Genomic DNA, 22,424 nt, shown 5'->3' on the forward strand with positions numbered 1-22,424 from the left:
TGCATTCACAGGAGCAAAGAAGATGGCGCATGCGTGGACCCGAATCAGCTACGAAGGCTTTGCCGCCTGGTGTGCCCAGTGGCCCGACGGGTCATCGGCCGTGGTGGCCGAGCAGGGCGCGCAGCTGCTGTCCTGGAAAACGGCCGATGGCCGTGAGCACCTGTATCTGAGCCCGGCCAGCCTGCGCGATGGCCAGGCGGCGATTCGCGGCGGTGTGCCGGTCTGCTTTCCACAGTTCAACACGCGCGGGCCGCTGCCCAAGCATGGCTTTGCACGCAACCTGCCCTGGCAGATGCGGGAGGGCGATGAAGCCGGCATCGTGATGCAATTGACGGACAGCGAGGCCACGCGCGCTTACTGGCCCCATGCCTTTGATGCGCGGCTGCGCATTGGCGTGCAGGCGGGCAGCCTCTCCATTCGCCTGGATGTGCAGAACACCGACCAGGTCGCCTGGTCCATGACCTGCGCGCTGCACAGCTACCTGCAGGTGGACGATGTGGCGCAAACGCGGTTGTCCGGCCTGCAGGGCCTGGCCTGCTGGGATGCACTGGCCGATACCCGCTTTGTGCAGCCGCCGGGCGATGTGGGTTTTGCCACGACCACCGAGCAGGGCTTTGACCGGGTGTTTTCCACACCGGACGCAGCGGGCACGGCGCTGCAGCTGCGCCAGCCCGAGGTGCCGTCCGGCCGCAGGCTGGAGATTGTCCACAGCAGCACGGCCAGCGAGGTGGTGGTCTGGAACCCGGGCTTGCTGCTGAGCCACAGCCTGGCCGATATGCCCGATGATGGCTGGCGCCAGATGCTGTGTGTGGAGGCGGCCAGCATCGACACGCCGGTGCAGCTGGCTCCGGGCCAGCCATGGTCGATCAGCCAGACCTTGACCTTGGGCTGACGCCAACGCGCCCTCAAGGAAACACGCGCCCTGTGGCGGAATTGTGGGCGGACACTACCGCAGAGCAGGGGAAAACCCGATAATGGCGGCCTTGTCATTGTCGGCATGGCGCTTGTGGCCATGCTTTTTTGTGTATGCCGGGTTCTGGGTCTTCATCTTCTTCCGCGCCAGTCAATGAACTGCGCCGTGATCTCAAGGCGCGCCATCTGTCGATGATTGCCATTGGCGGCTCCATCGGCACGGGGCTGTTTGTGGCCTCGGGCGCCACCATTGCGCAGGCGGGGCCCGGTGGCGCGCTGCTGGCCTATGGCGTCATCGGCCTGATGGTCTATTTTTTGATGACCAGCCTGGGCGAGCTGGCGGCCTTCATGCCGGTGTCGGGCTCGTTTGCCACCTATGGCGCGCGCTATGTGGACGAGGGCTTTGGCTTCGCGCTGGGCTGGAACTACTGGTACAACTGGGCCATCACGATTGCGGTCGATCTGGTGGCCTCGCAGCTGGTGATGGCCTACTGGTTCCCCGATGTGCCGGGCTACTGGTGGAGCGCGCTGTTCCTGCTGCTGATGGTGGCCCTCAATGCCATCTCGGTGCGCGGTTTTGGCGAGGCCGAGTACTGGTTTGCCGCGATCAAGGTGACGACGGTGCTGGTTTTCATCGCGCTGGGCGTGGCGATGATTTTTGGCATTCTGAAAGGCGGGCCTACCGACGGCGTCTGGGGCGCCATCGCCAACTGGCAGGTGGCCGATGCGCCCTTTGCCGGAGGCTTTGCGGCCTTGATCGGTGTGGCGATGATCGTGGGCTTTTCCTTCCAGGGCACCGAGCTCATTGGCATTGCAGCAGCTGAATCCGAGAACCCCGCCAAGAACATCCCGCGCGCGGTGCGCCAGGTGTTCTGGCGCATCCTGCTGTTCTATGTCCTGGCCATTGCGGTGATCGGCTCGCTGGTGAGCTACACCGACCCGCATCTGCTGCGCAATGACATCGGCGATATCAGCGTCAGCCCCTTCACGCTGGTGTTCCAGAAGGCGGGCCTGCTGTCGGCGGCCGTCATCATGAATGCCGTGGTGCTGACCTCGGTGCTGTCGGCCGGCAACTCGGGCATGTATGCCTCCACCCGCATGCTCTACACGCTGGCCTGCCAGGGCATGGCGCCGCGCATTTTTGGCCGCCTCTCGCGCCATGGCGTGCCGGTGATGGCCTTGCTGGCGACAACGGTGATGGCCGGTCTGTGCTTTTTCAGCTTTCTGTTCAGCCCGCAGACCGTCTACCTGTGGCTGCTCAACCTCTCGGGCATGACCGGCTTTATCGCCTGGCTGGGCATTGCGATCAGCCACTACCGCTTCCGCAAGGGCTTTTTGGCGCAGGGCCATGATGTGTCGCAGCTGCCCTATGTCTCGCCCTGGTTCCCGTTTGGCCCCATCTTTGCGTTTGTGCTCTGCCTGGTCATCACGCTGGGTCAGAACTACGAGGCCTTCTTGAAAGACCATATCGACTGGGGCGGCGTGGTGGCCACCTATATCGGCCTGCCGGTGTTCCTGCTGATCTGGTGGGGCTACCGCTGGGCCAAAGGCAGCCGCACCGTGGCCTATGCCGATATGCGCTTTGATGGCCAGGTGGTGGGCGACAAATAAGCGGGGCGCGGGCTGCAGCAGTGGCCCCCATGCAGCAAAAAGCGAGTCGGAGGACTCGCTTTTTTTGTGGTTGATCGCCAGCGGCCTTATTCGCTGCGTGGCACCGGTTGGCGGCCAATCGACACATAGCCCAGGCCATAGCCGGCCACCAAAGCAGGATCATAGAGGTTGCGGCCGTCAAAGACCATGCGGTCGCGCAGGCTCTGGGCCAGCTGGCCAAAATCGGGCGCGCGGAAGATCTGCCACTCGGTGACGATGGCCAGGCAGTCGGCGCCTTGCAAGCAGGCCTCGGGGTCGGCAGCGAGCACCAGGTCGTTGCGTTGGCCATAGATGCGCTGGGCCTCCTGCATGGCGACAGGGTCATAGGCCTGCACGCGGGCGCCAGCGGCCCACAGCGATTCAAGCAGGTTACGGCTGGGCGCCTCGCGCATGTCATCGGTATTGGGCTTGAAGGCCAGGCCCCACAGCGCAATCGTCTTGCCCTGCAGCTGGCCGTCATAAAAGGCGCTGATGCGCTCGAACAGCACATTGCGCTGGGCCTCATTGCGGGCTTCGACGGCGTTGAGCAGCAGGGGATCGAAGCCGATCTCCTCGGCCGTGCGCACCAGGGCCTTCACATCCTTGGGGAAGCAGCTGCCTCCATAACCCACGCCAGGGTAGATGAAGTGGTAGCCAATGCGCGGATCGCTGCCAATGCCGCGGCGCACCGCCTCCACATTGGCGCCCAGGCGCTCGGCCAGATTGGCGATCTCGTTCATGAAGCTGATCTTGGTGGCCAGCATGGCGTTGGCGGCGTACTTGGTCAGCTCGGCACTCTTCACATCCATCACCACGATCTTGTCGTGGTTGCGGTTGAAGGGCGCATACAGCTCGCGCAGCCGCGCCTCGGATGCGGGGTTGCTGGTGCCAATGATGATGCGGTCCGGCCGCTGGCAGTCGGCCACCGCGGCGCCTTCCTTGAGGAATTCCGGGTTGGAGACCACGTCGAAGCCGTGGCTGGCGCCGCGAGCTGCCAGGCCCTCGGCGATCACCGCGCGAACCTTGTCGGCTGTGCCCACCGGCACGGTGGATTTGTTGATGACGATGCGCGGGCCATCCATGTGCTGGGCAATGGTGCGGGCCACGGCCAGCACGTACTGCAAGTCTGCGCTGCCGTCTTCGTCAGGGGGCGTGCCCACTGCTAAAAAGATGACCTCGCTGTGCGCCACGCCCTGGGCTGCATCGGTGGTAAAGCGCAAGCGGCCGTTGGCATGGTTGCTGGTGACGAGCTTGTCCAGGCCCGGCTCATGGATGGGTATCTGGCCGGCCTGCAGCGCGGCGACCTTGGCTGCATCGACATCGACACAGAGCACCTGGTGGCCGACATCGGCCAGCACGGCGCCTTGAACAAGACCGACATAGCCGGTTCCAAAAACAGTGACTTTCATACGCGGTAGAACGAGCGGTACCAGTCGACAAAGCGCTGGATTCCGTCTGTGACAGTGAAAGAGGGGGCGAACTGCACCCAGGCCTGCAAGGCCCGGGTGTCGGCCGAGGTGCTGTGCATGTCGCCCGGCTGGATGGGCAGCATGCGCTTGTTGGCCTGCATGCCCAGGGCAGACTCCAGCGCGGCGATGTAGTCCATCAGCACGGTGGGCTGGCTGTTGCCGATGTTGAAGATGCGGTAGGGCGCGGTGCTGGTGCCCGGGTTGGGCTGCAGCGCGTCATAGTGGCTATCTGGCGTGGCCGGTTTGTCCAGCACGCGCAAAATGCCTTCGACGATGTCGTCGATGAAGGTGAAATCGCGCACCAGCTGGCCATTGCCATAGACGTCAATGGTCTCGCCCGCCAGGATGGCCTTGGTGAATTTGAACAAGGCCATGTCCGGACGGCCCCAGGGCCCATAGACCGTGAAAAACCGCAGCCCGGTAGTGGGCATCTGGTAGAGGTGCGAGTAGGTATGGGCCATCAGCTCGTTGGCCTTCTTGGTGGCCGCGTAGTAGCTGATCGGGTGGTCGACGGCATCGCTCTCGGCATAAGGCATCTTGGCATTGCCGCCGTAGACGCTGGAGCTGCTGGCATAGACCAGGTGCGCCACCTGGTGCTTGCGGCAGCCCTGCAGCACATGGCCAAAGCCCAGCAGGTTGGCATCCGTGTAGTCGTCGGGCTGGTCGATCGAGTAGCGCACCCCTGCCTGGGCGGCCAGGTGCAGAACGCGCTGGGGCTGGACCTCATCAAACAGCGCGGCCATGCCGGCGCGGTCGGCCAGATCGAGCTGGATGAAGCGGAAGTTGGGGTGGCTTTGCAGCTGCGCGAGCCGCGCCTCTTTGAGCGCAACATCGTAGTAGCTGTTGAGGTTGTCGATGCCAACCACGGGCAGGCCGCGCTCGAGCAGGCGCAGCGCGCAGTGCATGCCGATAAAACCGGCAGCGCCGGTGACGAGAACAGGTTTCATGGTGTGATGGGTGCGGGCAGCCACAGATACTGGTAGTGCATGGGCGGCGTGCTGGCACGCATATGGGAAAACGGAAGGGTCAGATCTTGCACGGACGCGCCGGGCGCCGCAGCCAGCACCGGCTCCCACCAGGCGGGCGTGGCCTTGTCCATGCGGGCAATGTACAGCAGGCCGGTGCCGGTGTGAACGGCCCTGGCGCGGGCTTGAGCCAGGCAGTCGGCCATGCGGCCAACCTCGGCCGTGCAGGCCGTGGCATAGGCCCCCGGGTTGCGCGAGCGCAGCATGGCGGCAACCATGTTGTCCGAGCCGACGATGACGCCTTGGCCGTCATAGCCGGCGGCCGCCAGCGCAGCGCTCAGCTGCGCAACGGGGTGGTTGAGCTCGTCGGGATCCTTGCGCAGGTTGGACTGCCAGGGGCGCACCGTTGCCAAGGTCAGAAAGACCAACGCAAACACCAGCACCGTGGTGGTGTAGCCCCGGCCCACGCCATCGGCCAGCAGGCGCGGGCGCCAGACATACAGGGCCAGAGGTGCCACGGCCGTCAGCGGCAGCACCCAGCGCTGCTTGAAGCTGCTGACATCGCCCACCAGCACCATGCCCACGAGGATCGCAAACACCAGCGCCAGGTAGCGCCACAGCAGCGGCCAGGCCCAGATGCGCCATTCAGGTGTAGCGACATCTGCGGCGGGCAATGGGGTGGAGGCATCCTTCCACAAGCGGCTGCGGTAGCTGGCCAGGCTGACCAGCAGCCACAGCCCCAGCGTGGAGAACACGGCCGTCGCCAGCGCGCCCAGGCCCTTGAGGTGGGAGACCTGGGTGGAGATATCCATCTTGTGGATGGTTTCGGTCGTGGCCTCGCGCCAGTGCTGCAGCAGCCAGTAGCCGTGCGGCGCAAAGATCAGCAGGCCAATCAGCGGCGCGAGCCACCAGCCCCGGCCCAGCAGCGCGCGGCGCACCTGGGGCACGCTGAACGCGGCTACGGCAAACACGCCAATCAACATGGCAAAGCTGTACTTGGCCAGCATGCCCACGCCGCAAAAAATGCCCAGGCCGACAAAATTGACCAAATCTGGCGCGCGCACCTGGCGCAAGGCCATCCACCAGGCGCCAAAGGCCATCGCGGTGACCAGGATGGTGTGGGTCTGGTCGCGCACGCTGTCCCAGCCAAAGGGCAGCATCAGCAGCAGGCCGCCGGCGACCCAGAAGGCGCCCTTGGCCGGCAGCAGCGCGCGGCCGGTTTGCCAGGCCAGCACATAGGTCAGCACGATCAGGCTGTGCTTGACCAGCGACAGCGACAGCACCGTGGGCCCGAGCACCTGGCCCACCAGCCATTGCAGCCAGCTGTAAGCAGGAGGCTGGGCGCCATAGCCCAGCAGGAACTGCTGGGACCAGAGGATTTGTTCGGATTCGTCCCATTTCATGCCGTCCGAGATGGCCACGCGCGAGAGGACATGTGCACAGGCCAGCACCAGCACCCAGGCCAAGGGGTGGCGGTAGAGCTGGGACTGCCAATCTTTGGCGGAGGAGGGGGACGCAGACGTCATGGCAGAAACACGAAATGCGGGTGCATACAGGGCCCGCAGCCCTGAGGCGCGGCACCAGCCTGTCGCATCAGCAGCAGAGGAAAGAGCGGATCAGGTAGTATAGGCGACCACTGTTTTACCAATGCCACAAGAGTCGCCAACCCCGGTTGGGCTGCGCCGCATGCCGGTTCCGGTCTCGGTCCAGCCGCCTGTTTGAGCGGCTTTTTGCAATGTGCCCTCTATGTCTCCTGCTGTTTCCATCGTCGTCCCCATCTACAACGAGTTCGACAATCTGATCGCCCTGGTCGACCGGATTGACGCGGCCATGCGCTCGCAGCCGCTGAGCTATGAGCTGATTGCCGTGGACGATGGCTCCAAGGACGACAGCGCCAAGCGCCTGCTGGAGCTGGCTGCCACGCGCCCCTGGCTGCGCCCGGTGATCCTGGCGCGCAACTACGGTCAGTCCAGCGCGCTGCAGGCCGGTTTTGACCGCGTGCAGGGCCGCTATGTGGTGACCCTGGACGCCGACCTGCAAAACGAGCCCGATGACATCCCCCTGCTGCTCAACCGCCTGGAGACCGACCCGAGCGTGGACATGGTCTCGGGCTGGCGCAAGGACCGCCAGGATGCGGCCATCTCGCGCAAGCTGCCCTCCAAGATTGCCAACCGTTTGATCTCCAACGCCACCGGCGTGCAGCTGCACGACTATGGCTGCGCGCTCAAGGCCTACCGCCGCCACATCATTGACCGCGTGCACCTCTACGGCGAGCTGCACCGCTTCATCCCGTCGCTGGCGCGCGATGCCGGTGCCCGCATCACCGAGGTGCCGGTGCGCCACCATGCCCGCACGGCGGGGGTTTCCAAGTACGGCATTGACCGCACCTTCCGCGTGATTCTGGATTTGATCCTGATGGTGTTCCTGATGCGCTACCGCCAGCGTCCGCTGCACGCCTTTGGCGGCCTGGGCCTGTGGCTGGCCACGCCAGGTTTTCTGATCCTGGCCTATTTGTTCATCGTCAAGCTGATGGGTGAGAGCATTGGCGGGCGGCCCTTGCTGATCATTGGCGTGATGCTGGTGCTGATGGGCATGACCTTTGTTGCTGCCGGCCTGATCGGGGAGCTGCTGACGCGCATCTACTACGAGTCGGGCGGTGGCCGCCAGTACTATGCGGACGACTATGTGATCGACGAGACGGGCGACGCCCCCCGCATGGTGCGCCTGGACGCCCATGCCGGCCGTATGCCAAGCGTGCAGCCCGCTGCCGCTCCGAGTCTTTAAGCGCCCCTGGTGTGAACCGTACACAAAAAGCCTGCATCAAGGCCTTGTGTGGCGCCGCGTTGCTCGGCGCCGTGGCCTACTTTGCCGACCCTGCTGCTCTCTGGGCCCGGCTGCGTGCGGCCGATGGGCGCTGGCTGCTGGCGGGGCTGGCGGCGGCCATCGCATCGAACGTGGTCTCTGCCTGGCGCTGGCGCGCGCTGGCGCAGTGGCTGGGCGCGCCGATGCACTGGCCCGATGCGCTGCGCTGGTATTTCCAGGCCATTGGCCTCAATGCGCTGCTGCCCGGCGCTGTGGTGGGTGGCGATGTCTACCGCGCCGTGGTGCTGCAGCGCAGTGGCCAGGGCAAGGCCGCCGCTTCGCTGTCGGTCCTACTGGACCGTTTCAGCGGCCTGTGGATGCTCTGCGCCATCGGTGCCATCGGCGCGGCGCTCTCCGCCAACGCCTTGGCGCCCGTACTGCATATTTCTCCAGCGGCGCTGCAGGCTTTGATGCTGCTGGGCACCATCGTCTGGATCGCTCTGCCCTGGCTGCTGCTGTGGTGGCTGGGCCGGCGCCAGGCGGCCAGCCTGCCGGGCTGGTTGCAGCCCTTGCTGCAGGCCGCTGCGCGGCCGGACTTCAACCGCCAGATGCTGGTACAGGCGGGCTCTTCTGCGCTGGTGCAACTGCTGTCTGCCGCTGCCCTGGCGCTGGGCGGGCTGGCGCTGGGCATTCATCTCGACCTGGCCGCCTGGGCCTTTGCGATGGCGCCCATTTTTCTGATGGCGGCCTTGCCGGTCAGCGTGGGCGGCTGGGGCACGCGTGAAGCGGCCAGTGCCGCGGCCTTGGCGCCCTTTGGCGTGCCAGCGGCCTTGGCAGTCGGCGTGGGGCTGATCTATGGCGTGTATGCGCTGGTGCAGGGCGCGCTGGGCGCCATCGCCTTTGGCCTGCCCAGCCGGCGCGAGCGCGAGGCGGATGCAGCATCCTGAATCGGCTGCGGCCTGATGTTTGAGCCCAAGAAAAAAGCAAGTCCGCAGACTTGCTTTTTTTGTACCCAAGGCCTGCGCACAGGCCTTGGGACGATCTTTAGACTGCAGTGATCGACACGGCCTTGGAGTTCAGGTAAGCCTCCATGGCTTCGGGGCCGCCTTCGCTGCCGTAGCCGGAGTCCTTCACACCGCCAAAGGGGAACTCGGCCGTTGGCGTGGCCGCCTGGTTGATCCAGACCATGCCCGCTTCGATCTGGTTGGACAGCAGCTGCACGTTCTTGTACGAACGGGTGTAGGCGTAAGCTGCCAGGCCAAAGGGCAGGCGGTTGGCTTCGGTGATCGCGTCTTCAAGCTTGTCGAAGGTGCGGATCGCGGCGATCGGGCCAAAGGGCTCGTCGTTGAACACCGAGGCGTTCATCGGCACATCGGCCAGGATGGTGGGCGCGAAGAAGTTGCCTTCGCTGCCTACACGTGCGCCACCGGTGGCAACCTTGGCGCCCTTGGCAGCGGCGTCTTCGACGACCTGGGCCATGGCGGTCAGGCGGCGGGCATTGGCCAGCGGGCCCAGGGTGGTGCCGTCCGTCAGGCCATCACCCAGCTTCAGGCTTTCGGCATGCTTGACGAAGGCGCTGACAAAGGCGTCCTTCACATCGCGGTGCACCAGGAAACGGGTGGGCGAGATGCAGACCTGGCCGGCATTGCGGAACTTGGCAGCTGCCGTGGCCTTGACGGCCAGTTCCACATCGGCGTCGTCGGCGACGATCACCGGGGCATGGCCGCCCAGCTCCATGGTCACGCGCTTCATGTGGGCGCCGGCCAGCGCGGCCAGCTGCTTGCCCACCACGGTCGAGCCGGTGAAGGTCACCTTGCGGATGATCGGGTGCGGGATCAGGTACTCGGAGATCTCCGAAGGCGAGCCAAACAGCAGACCCAGCACGCCCTTGGGTAGGCCGGCATCGACAAAGCACTGCAGCAGCGCAGCAGGCGAGGCGGGGGTTTCTTCTGGGGCCTTCACCAGGAAGGAGCAACCGGTGCCCAGTGCCGCGCCCAACTTGCGCACCACCTGGTTGACAGGGAAGTTCCAGGGCGTGAATGCGGCGATGGGGCCGACCGGCTCCTTGATCACCAGCTGCTGCACATTGGGCACGCGGGCGGGCACGATGCGGCCATAGACGCGCAGACCTTCATCGGCAAACCACTCGATGATGCCGGCGCCAGCCAGCACTTCACCCTTGGCTTCGGCAAAGGGCTTGCCTTGCTCCTGGGTCAGCAGGCGGCCGATCTGCTCGGCGCGCTCACGCAGCAGGCCAGCGGCACGGCGCATGATGTTGGCGCGCTCGATCGCGGGGGTGGCACGCCAGACCAGGAAACCCGCCTGGGCGGCTTCCAGTGCACGGTCCATGTCTTTCTTGGTAGCGTGGGCCACCTTGCCGATGGGCTTGCCCGTGGCGGGGTTCACCACATCGATGGTCTTGCCGTCGGAGGCATCGCACCATTCGTTGTTGATCAGCAGTCGGGTATCCGGATATGCAGTGGTCATTGCCATTTTTCCTTGCGTGTCTTGGAGGTATCCAGTGGTCGGGCCGTCGCGGGCAGCCGATGGATGGCTGCGGGCGAACAGCTGTAAATCCTAACCGTTCATGCCGGTGTGCGTAGTCGCGCACGGCAATTTCGACATGCTGGGGCGGGCATGTACCGGATTTCTCCACAATAGAGCCGCAGGCCCGTGGTAAAACATGGGGTTTGCCGCGCGGGCAGCGTTGTTGCGCCACGCCCTGTGCACGCCAGGGCGGCCTGGGCCGCACCACCATGAGACTTTTGGAAGCTTCAGACCATGCCATTGATCCGTACCAGTTCTGCCGTTGTCACCGTTCTTGCCGCACTGCTGGCAGGGTGCGCTACCAATGCGCCGGCTCCCACGCCTGATGCTGGCGCTGCTGCGACCACGGCCCCTGCCGCCAACGCGGCCCCTGCAGCGGCCGGCTGCGCAGGCAATGCCTGCGACTCGGCGCCCCAGCTGTTGACCGGTGCATCGCCCCGCTTCCCCTACCCCGCAGGCGCCCAGCCACAACCGGCCAGCGTGCGCGTGCAGTTCGTCGTCAACACCGATGGCGCCGTCAGCGATGTGAAGACCTTGACCACCACCTCCCGCGATATGGCCACCGAGGTGGAGCGCGCGGTACGCCAGTGGAAGTACCGCCCCGCGATGAAGAACAACCAGCCGATGAAGGTCATCCTGCAGCAGCAATTCGACTTCAAGCCCTGAGACAGACCACGCTTTCGCGCGTTCTGCACGGCAAAACGCCCGCTGCACCTGAAGTGCCGTGGGCGTTTTTGCAGTGGAGGAGCGATCAGTTTGTAGGCGAGGCGCTTACTTCAGCGCGCAGATGCGCTCGGCCAGCTCGATAAAGCCAGCGCCGCGCTCGCCGCGCGTCACATAGCGCGGCAGGTGCTGCAGCTGGGGCACAAAGCGCGCGATATTGGCCACGCCAAAGCTGTTGTCGAAGTGCTGGAACATCAGCTGGTCGTTGGTGGAGTCGCCGATATAGCACCACTGGCCGATTTCCGCGTCGAGATTGCGCCCAAACAAGGTCTTGACGATCCAGCGCGCGCCTTCGAGCTTGTTGTGCCCGCCAAACCAGCCATTGATGTGGATGGAGCTGACGGTGGCGTTCATGCCGGCCGCCTGCATGAGCGCCACGCAGCGGTCGATATCGGTCTGCGGCATTTGCGTGAACTCGCTGTGGTCCACGGCGATATCGCATTCGCGCCCGGCCGAATCGGTGGCGCGCTGCGCCCCCGGCACCGTTTGCTCGATCTGCGTGAGCACTGCCTGCATCTTGGCAAAGTTGGCCATGCGCGTGGCCTCGTCCTGCTGGTAGAGCTTGTCCAGCCCGCCGCTGGCATTGCGGCGCAGCGCCACGGCACCGTTCTCCGCCACGATCGCGTCGACCGGCCAGGCGGCAGCAAAAGGCTCGCTCCAGCCCACTGGGCGGCCGGTGATGGGAATCACCGCCAGTCCCTGGGCCTTGAGGGCAGCGATGGCCTGCACCACGTTGTCAGGGACGGCGCCCTCTGTTGTCAGGGTGTCGTCGATATCGGTCAGCAGGCCGAGGATGGGGGCAGTCGGCTGCCATTGGGTCAGAGCTAGCATAGAGAGGGGAACAGCGAGAGGTCAGCGTAAAAAACGTTTGAGGCGAAGGGTGGGCGCTTCTACCAGCTGCCAGGACAGCCAGCCGGCCAGCAAGGTCAGTGTGGCCACCAGCACCAGACTGCTGGAAAAACCGAGTTCGGGCCAGAGATGGCGAACCGTTTGCTGGATGGGAAAGGCGTACAGATAAACCCCGTACGATACATCACCCCAGCCTCCTGCGTGGCGAAGCACTGGCCAGGACAGGGTGCCCACCCCCACAAGAACAGCGGGCAGAAACAGCAGCAACGCCGAATAGGCAAAGCCGAAAGCCCACAATAGCCCGCCGGCAGCACAGGCAGCAGTGCAGCAAGCGAAGCGATGGCGCAGAAACCAGCCGTTGACCGTGGCGATCAGCGACCCAAAGACAAAATAGGCAGGAAACTCCCACCAGTGGGTCATGACGCCCCGCAGGTCCATGGTCATCTGGGTCAGGAACCACAGCAGGTAGGCCAGGCAGCAGCAAGCCCATACCCAACGCCAGCGCAACAAGCCCAAAGTTCCGGCTGCCGCCAGTGCGGCATAGCAACTCACCTCCATGGGAATGGTCCACAGGGAACCGTTGACGGTGTTGGGATAAGTATTGGCTGCAAAAACATCAGGCAGGTTAAAGCGAATATCAAGCAGTAGGTTGTGCAGGTAGTTCCAGGTCATGGGATGGCAGAAGTACTCGCGTAGCGGCAGGGTGGTAATGCTGGGGCCCAGCACCAGCATCGCCAACAGCACCACGGTGGCTAAGGCAGGCCAGATACGCAGCGCTCGCTTGGCGCAAAACGCCCACAGGCGCGGTTGGGAAAACCAGCTGATCGTCACCAGGTAGCCGCTGATGACAAAGAAAGCCATGACAGCTACGCCGCCAATCATTGCCACATTCATCCAGCTGGGCGGCACGGTAGCGGTCACCGGGTAATGGTGGCTGAACAACACGGCGAAAGCGGCCACTAGGCGCAATGCGTCAAAATTGTTGGCCTTGTGCAGGCGCTGCGGTTCTATGCGTTCCATATTCTCTAGAGTTTTCTAATTGTTTCACAGCCTGCATGCCGCACGCATTGGCGTTATGGCTGCCCAGCCTGCATCAGTGCTCTTGGCTCTGGCGGTACAACAGCCGGGTCATGCTCAGGTAATTCACTGTCATCGCGAACAAGATGCCCGTAGCCACCTACAGAATCAGCCACAACGGGCCTTGGGGAAAGGTCCAGGCCAGCAACGAATAGACCGCAATGTTGACAGCACCGCCGCCCAGCATCAGCCCCAGATAGCGCAGGTACTCGGTCAGCAGGCTGCCGCTGGTGTTGCGTCCCGCAAAGGAGATATTGCGGTTGATCAGCCAGGTGGTAGTGGCCGCGAGCCAGAACGATACGGCCCGTGCTGCATACACCCCCAGCACATCTCGCACGACATCAACCACAAAGGCGAGCGAGCCGGCAATCAGGAACCAGAGCACCGAGCGTTTGATCTTCGCATCACTTGCTCGGTGTGTTGGTCACAGAAGCCCAATAGCAAACTGCTTGATCTCGCGCCGCGTAAAGGTGATGGCTTACAGGCTCAAGCAGATCGGTCGCAAAACATAGCGCGCCATGAACAGCGGATAGCGATTTTTATCTACGCAATCATCCGGGATGCGACAGTGAGGCTGAGCTTCGGCGATCACTTAGCGGCTGGCTTGCAATAAGGCAGAGAAGCAGGATTTTCCATGAGCAGCCGATCGCCTGTCTTTTGATCAACCGTAATCAGGGTCATGCAGCGGGGCATATTCCCTGAATTTCCCGGAATGGTTAGTCTAAAGCCGTTAAATACTGAGATTAAATTACCAGTGTTGATAGGCAAGTCGGCTCGAGTCATGGTCACCCATTCAATCGGCTGTGCAGGAGTAGGTTTCACCATGATTTCCATACTGCGTGATGCCAATTCACCCTGCCACCCTCCCCATCCATTGAAAACAACGGCATTAGAATATGTTTTCTCCAAATTATAGAGCCCCTGCTTTTTGAGGTCCGAGGCGTAGTTTTCAATAGCCAACGCGTTGTTCACTTTGGCAAAACGACGGTAGGGGACTTCCAGCGAATCAGCCTGCCGAAGCGATGGTTCCAACGCCGGATAGGGATTGATATGTGAATACCTATTGAAAATATAGTTGAATTCCTTTTCAGGAAGCTCAGGAAAGTGCTTTTTCCAAAAATCAAGGTGCGGTACAGGCGTAACGTGGCTCAAAGAGCGAAAGCCCAAACCATTGGCGGTAGCGCCGGGTAAATCCATGGCGACCAAAAGGTTGTTGTTGGATTTTTCCTGCTCGCGCAGGTACTCAATAATTTTATTGTCTTTGAGATTGAATATAGGCCATGCCGACTGTAATGGATTGAATCTGCCGAAGAACAGTGCTCCAAATATCACCGATGTCATGAGAATGGCTGTGTTGGCATGCTGTGTTTTATTTTTAACTACTAGGTATGCTACTGCAATCATGGGTAAAAAGGCCAAATCCTCCCAGCGTTTTGGAGCGACGGAGTATTTGAAGAAGAACCAGCCACAAGCAGCAATAATAAGGATTGCCAAAAGGCGTTGCCAAGAAAAGACAATGCCTACAATGTTTGCGGTATAAAATACTAGGAGTGTGAGTATGACGCCGCTTGCAAATTGCATTCTGAGGGGCTGGACATTGTCCCATAGCAAGATTATTCCGATATTGGCCGGAATGGGTAGAAACATCCAGGCGCACTGCATAAAGAGCGCAATGCTCAGGCCTATAAAAATTTTGCGATGGGTTCCATCATTCCAAAGGCTATGGAAGTTTTTGTAGTTCAATAAGCATAAAACGGAAATGTAGTAATACATGCCTACCGTTCCGATTTCGGACATGTTCATGCCTACAAGGTCTTTATAGCTCCAGGAGAAATTGATCGCAGGAAAGAACCAGGATAGCCAAAAACGGGTTGGCACACCTCCACCCGTTATATGTCGTCCACCAGGATACAGAGTCGCACTCGTCTCTTTGAGATAGTCATACTGGTAGAGCGCTGCGGTAGCGGCTGCAAGTGCTGCAAATATCAGAAGATAGACCAGGTTTGGAAACTTGAAGAGCTTGGGGAGCAGTAAAATCAATATGATGAAGCCAACAAAGGCCAGAGATATCTGTACTGGAGGGTAGAGATTCGTCAACAGCCAGGAGACAGCAGCGTAATAAAAAAGAGAAAGTTGCCAGATTGGCTTTATCTTCAAGAAAAAGGGGATGATGACCCAGGGGAAAAGTGCGACCAGAGGACCTTTTTCATTCCACCAGAATTGGCTGAATCCCGTGAAGTAGAGGCCAAATGAAAGCAGTACAGCCACCTTGTCACTGGCGCCGAATTTTTTGAAGAGAAATGCATACCCAGCAATGAATAGCGCGAAGATAGCAAACCAATGGAGTGAGTAAGCATAGGCCGGATTGACAAACCCATACAGCCACATGGTGGGTTTGAAAATGATGCCCCAATCTGCAATGGGTAAACCGTAGTTGATGCGCAGGTCTTCCTCGTACAACGATGTTTTGTTGTAGCGTTCGAAATTATTATTGACTGTTGCCTGGGTCAAAGGGGTGACCACGGCCCATTCATCACTGCGTACTTGTCTAGATTGTCCAAAATCAGGTTTAATCTCTTCATAGCCAAGATGGTATTTCAAAAAATAGCCATAGGCGGAAGGAGACCAAGTTTTGCCAACGTACACAATGCCAGCCAGCAGGAAAATTAATACTAGTAGATATCTAAATCGTATGGTTTTCATTTTATGCTCCAGTTTTCTGCTAGATCGATAGATGTGGTCTAGGGGCATGAGCCCTAGGTCACCCCGTATTCCATATCGAGGACTATCTGCACCTTGACAATGGATGCAGCCAAGTGCGGTATATATTCATGCCGCAGTGGGCATGAAAAATTGCAGTGCCGATACGGCTCAGTTTTCCGTACGCTGGCGGTACAACAACCGGGTCATGCTCAGGTAATTCACCGTCATTGCGACCAAGGTTCCCGCAGCCACATACAGCATCAGCCACAGCGGGCCTTGGGGAAAGATCCAGGCCAGCAACGAGTACACCGCCAAGTTGACTGCGCCCCCGCCCAGCATCAGGCCCAGATAGCGCAGGTACTCGGTCAGCACGCTCCCGGAGGCGCTGCGTCCCGCAAAGGAGATATTGCGGTTGATCAGCCAGGTGGTGGTGGCCGCGAGCCAGAACGATACGGCCCGTGCTGCGTACACCCCCAGTACATCTCGCAGCAAGGTCAACACCACGACATCAACGACAAAGGCGAGCGAGCCGGCAATCAGGAACCACAGCACCGAGCGCTTGATCTTGAACCGCATCACTTGCTCGGCGTGTTGGCCACAGAAGCCAGATATGCAATCTGCTTGATCTCGCGCCGCGTCAAGGTAATGGCTTGCAGGATCAGTCCGGTGACAAAGGACACACCACCGCACACTACCATGGCGGACACCAGGCCCAAGGTCGGGAAGCGCCGCACCATGCCCGTGTGGCTGTACTCCATCACGATGGGGATGGCCAATGCAATGGCTACCACCGCGAGGACGGCGCCTAGCCAACCAAAAAACTGCAAAGGTTTTTCGCTGACCACCAGGCGGCCGATGGTCTTGAGGATGCGCCAGCCGTCGCGGTAGGTGGACAGCTTGCTGGCCGAACCTTCGGGCCGGGCGCCATACGGCGTATCGACCTCGGTGCAAGGCATGCGCAGCTCCAGCGCATGAACGTTGAGCTCGGTCTCGATCTCAAAGCCGTGTGAATGCGCGGGGAAGGATTTGACATAACGGCGCGAAAACACCCGGTAGCCCGAGAGCATGTCGCGAAAGCTGCCACCAAAGATCTGCTGCACCGTACCCGTCAACAGCTTGTTGCCCCAGCGATGGCCGGGACGGTAGGTGATACCTGTGTCGCCGGGCTCGGGCTCAGCCTCGACGCGCGCACCCACCACCATGTCCAGCTGCTGGTCAATCAGCATGTCGATGAGCTTGCGGGCCGATGGTGCGTGGTAGGTGGCATCGCCATCGGCCATCACATAGATATCGGCATCCACATCGGCAAACATGCGGCGCACGACATTGCCTTTGCCCTTGAGATGGACATTGCGCAGATGTGCGCCCACTTCAACAGCGATCTCTGCGGTGCGGTCCGTCGAGAGGTTGTTGAAGATGTAGATCTCCGCCTCCGGCAACGCTTGCCGAAAGCCTTCCACCACCGGGCGCACCGTCAGCTCTTCGTTGTGGCAAGGGAGGATGACGGCGATACGCTGGTTGCGGTAAAGGCGGGATGGAAATTCGGTCATGTCAGAAATTATTTTTAATCATTCACACGGCTGCCGCATTGTGCCTGAGCCAGAAAGTTAACCTGCAAAGCCTGCTCCAGAAAATGGCAGGGAGTAAGGAGGGAAAACGGCCATGGGGCAAAGGCGTCGTGCATGTTATTGCTGGATCAATGCATTTAATCAATATCATCTTTCGATATGCCAATGCGTGTTTGGCTCCAAGCCTCACAAACGCCAAAGAGATGCAGTACTGCCCTCCCTTAGCTAAGGCCTCAAACGATACAGGCTGACCTCGTCATCGACCAGCATTAATTCAAAATATTGCAGAAATGCAGATTGCTGCGCCACAGTCGGCGCCCGACCTGTGTGTATTACCAAGGCAGTGAAGCCCTCAGACTTGAGTTTATGATGCAGCAGCTGGGCACCGAGGTGTTGGTAGTCGCGGTAGCGCCACGGTCCAAACACATCGCCCCAGGTGGGGCGCGGTGCATAGTAGAGGCTGTCTTCCAGGTTCATCTGGTACAGCTTGGCCTCAGGGTGTTCTTTCAGGTAGCGCCAGATCTGGTAGCCGGCAACTTGCTGCTGCAGGACGGTATCGCGTGCGCCCGGAGTCGAAGCGATCAAAGGCCAGGATTTGGCGATGCTGCGTGCGCCCATGAACCCCAACGCCAGTACAAGCAGTCCTACCAACATGGTCGCCAGTGCCCGATACAGCTTGGCAGGCAGTTGCCGCAGTAGCTGAATGCATACCGCAGCCGACAGCAAACTGAGCAGGGGATAGGCGGGCAACAAGTAGCGCGGGTAGCGCGAGCTCAGCAGCCAGACCAACGCCATATAGGCCGCCACCAGCCAGGCAGCGCGCAGCGCCGGAACGCGTCGCAGAGACGGCAGCAGCGGTGCGGCCAAGGCTGGCCACAGTGCCCAATGCGGCCAAGCCGCATGGTTGCGCAGGTCCTGCAGCTGCCAAAGGTAGTCGCCCAGATTCCAATCCGTAAAGCCAAGCAGGCGCCCGCCGAGCGGGTTGAAGGGATCGCCTGTGAGCAAGGCGTTGCGGGCATACCAGTACAGACATGGCAGCGCAAAGCACAGGGCTGTAACCAGCCAGGTGTCCCATTCGCTGCGGATGCGCCAGCCAGGGCCTTGCATGCGGTGGCGCCACAGCAGCGCAGCACCAAACAGCGGCAGCAGCCCCAGCACCTGGTATTTGCTGCCAGCGGCTACGCCTAGCAGAAATGCCGCCAGCCATACTGCTCGTCGGCCAGCGGGCCGGATGCTGACCTGCATGGCGGTGAAAGCAGCGGTCAAAAACATGGCCACGGCCATGTCCACATAGGCGGCGCTGTAGTGGCTGCGGCTGGTGACCAGCCAGGTCACGGTGGCAAGAGCAGCTGCGGCGCCAGCAGGCGCAGGCAGGTATTGCATAGCCAGCCGGTAGAGCAACCAGCCTGTTACCCAGCCAGTGCTCGCATGGATCAGCTGGGGCAGCACATCGTTGCCCAACACCAGCGCGGCGGCAAACAGCAGGTCAAAGTTGTAGGGGAACCAGGGGTAGCGCAGCCATTCGTGCACACCCAGATGTCCGGTCAACGCCCACTCCCGCGCATGGGGCAGGTGGTACATCAGCGCATCCCAGGCCAGGGGCGGGCGCAGCGGGGCGAACAAGGTTGGCAACGTGGCCAGCAGCAAGAGCAGCAGCGGCCATCCCGGTGCAAGCCGGGGCCAGGCCATCTGACGGATTTGCAGCGCAGCAGCCACCAGCCCGCAGCCGATGACGAGCAGCACCGATGCGGTGTTGAGCAAGCCTGCAATGGCCAGCCCCTGCAGCGCACAAATGACCAAACCCATACCCAGCGCGATGCGCAAAGGCTGCCGTGTGGGCAGATCGGAGGCGGGCCAGAGCAGGGTGCCAATCCCCCAGCAGGCAGTTATGAAAACCAGCAGCTGCGCGTACTGGCCAAGGACAAAGCCGATCAGCGCCATCCTGATCGGGGCAGGCTTCTCGTCACCCGTCGGCCACCCTCCAAGGCCTGCAAGTCGCTATGCCGGGTGACATAGGCTTGCAAAGGCAGTTGGGGGCTGGCGTGGCGGTAGGCCATCGGTATCTGGTACCGGCGCGATCAGGAGGTCTGCAATTCCAACCCCGCATGCTCGCGCAGCGGATGGAAGTGGATCTTCGGAAAACGCTCTTGCGCCAGGCGCACGTCATACGGGCTGGTGCACAGATAGGCCAGGGTATTGGCGGCATCATGCGCCAGGCGCAGCGGGTAGGCGTGTTCAAACTCCCGCAGCTCGGCGGGGGTGTCGGCGGTGATCCAGCGGGCGCCGGTGTACTGGCAGCCTTCCAGGCGGACTTCGCAGTCGTACTCGGTCTTCAGGCGGTGCTGCACCACTTCAAACTGCAGCTGGCCCACGGCGCCCAGCAGCATATTGCCGCCGGCATCGGGCTTGAAGACCTGGATGGCGCCTTCTTCGCCCAGCTGCATCAGGCCTTGCTGCAGCTGCTTGGTGCGCAGCGGGTTCTTCAGCACCACGGTCATGAACATTTCTGGCGCGAAGAATGGCAGGCCGGTGAACTGCAGGTTGGGCCCATCGGTGATGGTGTCGCCCAGCTGCACGCCGCCGTGCGTGGTAAAGCCGATGATGTCGCCGGCATAGGCCTCGTCCACGGCTTCGCGGCGCTGGCTCATGAAGGTCACCACGCTGGTGGGGCGCAGTTCCTTGGCGGTGCGCTGCACCTTCATCTTCATGCCGGGGGTGTACTTGCCCGAGGCCACGCGCACAAAGGCGATGCGGTCGCGGTGGTTGCTGTCCATATTGGCCTGCACCTTGAACACCACGCCCGAGAAGCTGCTGTCTTCCGGATGGATGGTTTTTTCTTCGCGATTGCGGTTGACCTCGGTGTAGGCGATGCGCGGGCCGGGCGGTGGCGACATGTCCACCACCGCGTCCAGGACTTCCATCACACCGAAGTTGTTCACACCGGAGCCGAAGAACACGGGGGTCAGCTTGCCGGCCAGGAAATCCGCATGGTTCCATTCGGCAGAGGCGCCCTGGGCGAGTTCCATCGAGTCGAGCGCATCGTCAAAGGCCTGGCCAAAGCGGCTGCGCAGCTTGTCGGCCTCGCTCAGCGGGATGACTTCAAAGTCCTTGGGGCCGCGGTCGCTGCCTGGCGCGAACACGGTCATGCTTTGGGTCAGCAGGTTGATGATGCCGCCAAAGCTCTTGCCTTGGCCGACGGGCCAGGTGATGGGGCAGCAGGGCATGCCCAGCTCGCGCTCGACCTCGTCCATGATGTCCAGCGGATCGCGCACTTCGCGGTCCATCTTGTTGACGAAGGTGATGATGGGCGTATCGCGCTGGCGGCAGACCTCGATCAGGCGGCGGGTCTGCGATTCCACACCGTTGGCCGCATCAATCACCATCAATGCCGAGTCCACGGCGGTGAGCACCCGGTAGGTGTCTTCCGAGAAGTCCTTGTGGCCGGGGGTGTCGAGCAGGTTGATGACATGGTCGCGGTAGCTCATCTGCATTACCGACGAGGCCACCGAAATACCACGCTGCTTTTCAATCTCCATCCAGTCCGAGGTGGCGTGGCGCGAGGCCTTGCGGCCCTTCACCGCTCCTGCGATCTGGATCGCACCGGAGAACAGCAGCAGCTTTTCGGTCAGGGTGGTCTTACCCGCGTCCGGGTGGGAGATGATCGCAAAGGTGCGGCGGCGTTGGGTTTCGGGAGCGTAGGACACAGTACGGAAGAGCAAAGGGCGCAGACCCGGGACTGGGCTGCCAAAAAACAAAGCCAGCAGGTGCTGGCTGGGACTGCGGGCATTTTAACGGAAAGCGTTTTACCCGGGCTTGGGGGGGGCGGGCTACAGATAGCGCTTCAGGCGCAACGCGGGCGACTCGATCAAATGCCACAGCGCATAGCCCAGCAGCATGGACAGCAGCATCGACAGCCCCATGCTGGCATAGAAGTCCATGCCCGGCGAGACGGCAAACACTGCCTGCGCGATCGGGCAGCCTGAGAGGTAGACCCCGTAGGAGGGATCACCCAGGCGGCTGACTCCACCTGAAAAGCTGGAACTGCAGCTGCCCAGAAAGATCAGCAAAGCCGGCAGCACCACCAGGCCCGACGTATGCTGTAAGCCCGTCAGCCAGAAAAACAGGGCCACCGGAATCAGCCCGAACGTGATGGCAGCGCCATGGGCCAAAAAGCGATCCCGGTGCAGCGCGATCAGCGCGCCGCAGGCAAAGTAGGCCGGGTACTCCCACCAATGCATCATCGTGCCAGTGAAGTCGGCGTTGTAGCGCGCAATGAACAGCAGGATGTAGGCCACCAGCACCAGGCTGGCCAGCCAGCGGTAGCGGAAAACGCCTACCAACCCTGCAACCGCCAAAGCGGCATAGCACATGGTCTCGATCGGAATGGTCCACAGCGGCCCGTTCATCAAGTTGCTCAGCGGATTGCTGGAAAACACCTCGGGCAGGTTGACGTAGGCGCGGTAGAGCAGCAGGTTCTTGAAGTACTCCAAGGTCTGCCCATGGGTCAAGAAGCTGCGTGCGGGCAGATCGGTAAATGCCACGCCAAAGACATAGATATTCAGCACGACGGCAGCCATCATGCCCGGCCACAGGCGCAGCAGGCGCTTGGCGCAGAACTTGACGACATGCGGCTCACGCAGCCAGCTGGTGGTGACCAGGTAGCCGCTGATTGTGAAGAACGTCATCACGGCCACGCCGCCGATCATGCCCACATTCATCCAGGCAGGGCCCTCACGGCCGCTGATGTAGTAGTGGTGGCAAAAGATCACCGCCAGCGCCGCGCAGATTCGAAGAATGTCAAAAGAGTTGCTGCGATGGGGCATGGAAGGCTGCATAGGTGGGGGGCGGATGAGAGCGCGGCACCACTATACATGGCCCTGTCGGGTCGCCATTGCCTTTGCGCAACACCATCTTGATGCCATCTTGATATCCCCCCGCGCATTCTCAGCGCCTGCTTGATGCGCGCAAACCTACATTGGCTCTACGGCAGGCGTTTTGCCTGCGCAACACCACCGCGCCGCCGCTCCGCATTGGGCGGCCCGGCGGCGCAAGAGGAGAGAGCGATGTTGTTCCATGGAGTGGAGGTGCTGGCCGCGCTGGTCAGTGCTGCGCTGTTTGTCTATCTGGGTTACGCGCTGTTGCGGCCCGAAAAATTCTGAAAAAAGGGGAGAGGGCCATGT

At 61.6% G+C, this 22,424-nt stretch carries 19 protein-coding genes; 6 read left to right on the plus strand and 13 right to left on the minus strand.

The annotated features are described in order from the left end of the window. The first annotated feature begins 22 nt into the window (after nt 1-22). Together N4T19_RS19720 and N4T19_RS19725 are read left to right on the plus strand one after the other, a co-directional pair. Complete coding sequence (locus tag N4T19_RS19720; protein WP_182344925.1) at nt 23-892, plus strand: D-hexose-6-phosphate mutarotase; 870 nt, start codon at nt 23-25, stop codon at nt 890-892. A gap of 134 nt (nt 893-1,026) precedes the next feature. Continuing rightward, the gene (locus N4T19_RS19725) at nt 1,027-2,523 is read left to right on the plus strand and encodes an amino acid permease (RefSeq protein WP_116926585.1); all 1,497 of its coding nucleotides are present in this window, start codon (nt 1,027-1,029) and stop codon (nt 2,521-2,523) included. A gap of 86 nt (nt 2,524-2,609) precedes the next feature. Here N4T19_RS19725 and N4T19_RS19730 read toward each other — a convergent pair whose 3' ends face one another. Genes N4T19_RS19730 through N4T19_RS19740 form a run of 3 tightly spaced genes read right to left on the minus strand, consistent with a single transcriptional unit; the run spans nt 2,610 to nt 6,501 of the window. Further along, entirely contained in the window at nt 2,610-3,950 is a 1,341-nt protein-coding gene (locus N4T19_RS19730; RefSeq protein ID WP_260718821.1) for a UDP-glucose dehydrogenase family protein, read from the minus strand. Then, nucleotides 3,947-4,957: an NAD-dependent epimerase gene (locus N4T19_RS19735; RefSeq protein ID WP_260718822.1), complete on the minus strand. Its 1,011-nt coding sequence runs from the start codon at nt 4,955-4,957 to the stop codon at nt 3,947-3,949. The genes N4T19_RS19730 and N4T19_RS19735 overlap by 4 nt, the downstream gene beginning before the upstream one ends. Further along, on the minus strand, nt 4,954-6,501 hold the full coding sequence (locus tag N4T19_RS19740) for an ArnT family glycosyltransferase (protein WP_260718823.1): 1,548 nt from the start codon (nt 6,499-6,501) through the stop codon (nt 4,954-4,956). Before N4T19_RS19740 ends, N4T19_RS19735 begins: the two co-directional genes overlap by 4 nt. Nucleotides 6,502-6,721: 220 nt before the next feature. On the opposite strand from N4T19_RS19740, the gene N4T19_RS19745 reads away from it, so the two are divergent. Together N4T19_RS19745 and N4T19_RS19750 are read left to right on the plus strand one after the other, a co-directional pair. Next, nucleotides 6,722-7,759: a glycosyltransferase family 2 protein gene (locus N4T19_RS19745; protein ID WP_116926582.1), complete on the plus strand. Its 1,038-nt coding sequence runs from the start codon at nt 6,722-6,724 to the stop codon at nt 7,757-7,759. An 11-nt stretch (nt 7,760-7,770) separates the two neighbouring features. Further along, the gene (locus N4T19_RS19750) at nt 7,771-8,724 is read left to right on the plus strand and encodes a lysylphosphatidylglycerol synthase transmembrane domain-containing protein (RefSeq protein ID WP_116926581.1); all 954 of its coding nucleotides are present in this window, start codon (nt 7,771-7,773) and stop codon (nt 8,722-8,724) included. 97 nt (nt 8,725-8,821) lie between these two features. Here the strand turns inward: N4T19_RS19750 and N4T19_RS19755 are convergent, their stop codons facing one another. Next, nucleotides 8,822-10,264: an NAD-dependent succinate-semialdehyde dehydrogenase gene (locus N4T19_RS19755; RefSeq protein WP_116926580.1), complete on the minus strand. Its 1,443-nt coding sequence runs from the start codon at nt 10,262-10,264 to the stop codon at nt 8,822-8,824. Between the two features lie 294 nt (nt 10,265-10,558). On the opposite strand from N4T19_RS19755, the gene N4T19_RS19760 reads away from it, so the two are divergent. Further along, the gene (locus N4T19_RS19760; protein WP_084635804.1) at nt 10,559-10,990 is read left to right on the plus strand and encodes a TonB family protein; all 432 of its coding nucleotides are present in this window, start codon (nt 10,559-10,561) and stop codon (nt 10,988-10,990) included. Between the two features lie 105 nt (nt 10,991-11,095). Here N4T19_RS19760 and N4T19_RS19765 read toward each other — a convergent pair whose 3' ends face one another. The 9 genes from N4T19_RS19765 to N4T19_RS19805 all read right to left on the minus strand — a co-directional run bounded on the left by N4T19_RS19765 (nt 11,096) and on the right by N4T19_RS19805 (nt 22,067). Continuing rightward, nucleotides 11,096-11,878, minus strand: a complete 783-nt coding sequence (locus tag N4T19_RS19765) for an HAD-IIB family hydrolase (protein WP_182344933.1) — start codon at nt 11,876-11,878, stop codon at nt 11,096-11,098. 21 nt (nt 11,879-11,899) lie between these two features. Then, nucleotides 11,900-12,916 carry an acyltransferase family protein gene (locus tag N4T19_RS19770; protein ID WP_182344934.1) on the minus strand — a complete coding sequence of 339 codons (1,017 nt, stop codon included), beginning with the start codon at nt 12,914-12,916 and terminating at the stop codon, nt 11,900-11,902. 157 nt (nt 12,917-13,073) lie between these two features. Next, a complete protein-coding gene (locus N4T19_RS19775) occupies nt 13,074-13,358 on the minus strand; it encodes a GtrA family protein (RefSeq protein ID WP_182344935.1) in 285 nt (94 codons plus the stop codon). Nucleotides 13,359-13,561: 203 nt separating this feature from the next. Beyond that, a complete protein-coding gene (locus N4T19_RS19780; protein ID WP_260718824.1) occupies nt 13,562-15,676 on the minus strand; it encodes a DUF7657 domain-containing protein in 2,115 nt (704 codons plus the stop codon). Between the two features lie 168 nt (nt 15,677-15,844). Continuing rightward, nucleotides 15,845-16,252: a GtrA family protein gene (locus tag N4T19_RS19785; protein ID WP_260718825.1), complete on the minus strand. Its 408-nt coding sequence runs from the start codon at nt 16,250-16,252 to the stop codon at nt 15,845-15,847. Further along, nucleotides 16,252-17,226, minus strand: a complete 975-nt coding sequence (locus N4T19_RS19790; RefSeq protein WP_260718826.1) for a glycosyltransferase family 2 protein — start codon at nt 17,224-17,226, stop codon at nt 16,252-16,254. The genes N4T19_RS19785 and N4T19_RS19790 overlap by 1 nt, the downstream gene beginning before the upstream one ends. A gap of 243 nt (nt 17,227-17,469) precedes the next feature. After that, nucleotides 17,470-19,185 (minus strand): hypothetical protein, encoded by a 1,716-nt coding sequence (locus N4T19_RS19795; RefSeq protein WP_260718827.1) that lies wholly within the window; start codon nt 19,183-19,185, stop codon nt 17,470-17,472. Nucleotides 19,186-19,322: 137 nt separating this feature from the next. After that, entirely contained in the window at nt 19,323-20,948 is a 1,626-nt protein-coding gene (locus N4T19_RS19800; protein WP_116926707.1) for a peptide chain release factor 3, read from the minus strand. Between the two features lie 123 nt (nt 20,949-21,071). Then, complete coding sequence (locus tag N4T19_RS19805; RefSeq protein ID WP_243419368.1) at nt 21,072-22,067, minus strand: acyltransferase family protein; 996 nt, start codon at nt 22,065-22,067, stop codon at nt 21,072-21,074. A 240-nt stretch (nt 22,068-22,307) separates the two neighbouring features. On the opposite strand from N4T19_RS19805, the gene kdpF reads away from it, so the two are divergent. Then, the gene (kdpF, locus tag N4T19_RS19810) at nt 22,308-22,403 is read left to right on the plus strand and encodes a K(+)-transporting ATPase subunit F (RefSeq protein WP_116926573.1); all 96 of its coding nucleotides are present in this window, start codon (nt 22,308-22,310) and stop codon (nt 22,401-22,403) included. Nucleotides 22,404-22,424 lie beyond the last annotated feature (21 nt).

It is taken from the genome of Comamonas squillarum (assembly GCF_025309455.1).
In the GTDB taxonomy this organism is placed as follows: Bacteria; Pseudomonadota; Gammaproteobacteria; order Burkholderiales; family Burkholderiaceae_C; genus Comamonas; species Comamonas squillarum.